Origin of the sequence: Curtobacterium sp. UCD-KPL2560, from assembly GCF_001705035.1 — a bacterium.
Classification (GTDB): Bacteria; Actinomycetota; Actinomycetes; order Actinomycetales; family Microbacteriaceae; genus Curtobacterium.
This window is the reverse complement of record NZ_MCIG01000148.1, coordinates 1-1552: the sequence shown is the minus strand read 5'-3', so window position 1 is coordinate 1552 and position 1552 is coordinate 1. Positions and strand designations below refer to the sequence as shown.

The following is a 1552-nucleotide window of genomic DNA, read 5'->3' as shown; positions in this document are numbered from 1 at the left end:
GGCCCCGAACGGGGGCCACGGGCGAAGAATTTCCTGTGACCCGCTTTCCCTACGCTCAGGCCCGTGCTCTCCAGGGGAGGGCGGAGCGTTCTCGGGTTCGTCCCGTTGCAGTAGTAGGGGAGTCCCATGTCGGGGCGTTCTTCGCGAGCCGGTGTGCTCGCTGGGGTCATCACGTCGAGTGCCTTGGTCGCTGGGCTGCTGGTGGGCGTGCCGGCGCATGCCGATCCGGTCACGGCGACGTCGCCGACGGATCTGCCGGCGCTGCCGTCGTCGCAGGGTGACGACCTCCACGCGGGCTCGTCACTGGCTGCGAACGGTCTGCAGGCGCCCGGATCGTTGCTGACGAAGGCGATGAAGACCGGAGACCCGGACGACCAGGCTCCCGCCAGCAAGGACCCTGCGGCAGGGGCCTCGGCCACGGGGATCGCGAAGGGCGCCGAGCTGACGTCCCGGTCGACGTACCAGAACACGTGGACCAACCCGAACGGCACCAAGGTGACGCAGATGTCACGCGTGCCGCTGAACGTGAAGGACGGCTCCGGGGACTGGGTGCCGATCTCGACGAAGGTCGAGGAGACCGACGGCGGTGGCTTCGCAGTCGATGACCACCCGTTGCAGCCGGAGTTCGCCGCGTCGACCGGGGAGGACGGTCCGGACTACACGGTCACGTCGTCGTCCACGGGGGACCGGGTGTCGTTCGAGCTCGAGGGCGAACGGGACGCCGACGCGCACGCGCCGACGAAGAGCCAGCTCGCCGCATCGGACCAGCCGGACGCCAAGGCATCGCACGGTGTTGCCTACGACGACGTGCTGCCCGGGACCGACATGTCGTACCAGGTCGATGCCGGCGGAGTGAAGGAGGCGCTGATCCTCGAGCGCGCTCCGAAGACCACGAAGCCGTCCTACAGCTGGAAGGTGCACGCTCCGGGCCTGTCGGTGGAGGACGGCCCGGTCGGATCGATCAAATTCGTCGACGACGACGGCAAGACCGTGTTCTCGACGCCGACGCCGCTGATGACGGACTCGTCCGGTGTCTCGGGCAAGTCCGACAACGCCGTCGCGACGATCCCGGTGAGCATCGACCACCTGTCCGGGGACGACTGGCGGATCACCCTGACTCCCGACGCCGAGTGGCTCCGCGACGATGCCCGGGTGTACCCGGTGTCGTTGGACCCGTCGATCTGGAACGGTCCGTCGGCGCTGCAGTCGTACATGTCGACGAACAGCGGTCAGAGCGTGGCTGCGACGGCGTCGTACGCGAACATCGGCAACTCGCGGATCAACAACGCACCGAGCGTTTGGCGGACCGTGTTGAAGTTCCCGTACGAGCAGCTCTACGGCAAGCAGATCCTCTCCGCACAGCTGACGGAGACACAGGCCAACTCCGGGACCGCGACCGCGACCACGTCGGTCGCCGGGTGGGCCTCGGCCTACGCGTGGAACTGCGGCGTCCGTAACGCATCCCGCACGAACTTCACGGCCGGGTACACCGGAACGGCGTCGTTCGACGTGACCGGACAGGTCCAGCAGTGGACCGACGCGAGCTCGGCCG

At 68.2% G+C, this 1552-nt stretch carries 1 protein-coding gene; it reads left to right on the top strand.

Annotation, left to right across the window (positions count from 1 at the left end; translation table 11 throughout):
* Positions 1 to 351: 351 nt before the first annotated feature.
* Positions 352 to 1552 (top strand): hypothetical protein (locus BEP24_RS16235; protein ID WP_141693509.1); only part of this gene is annotated, 1201 nt, incomplete at its 3' end.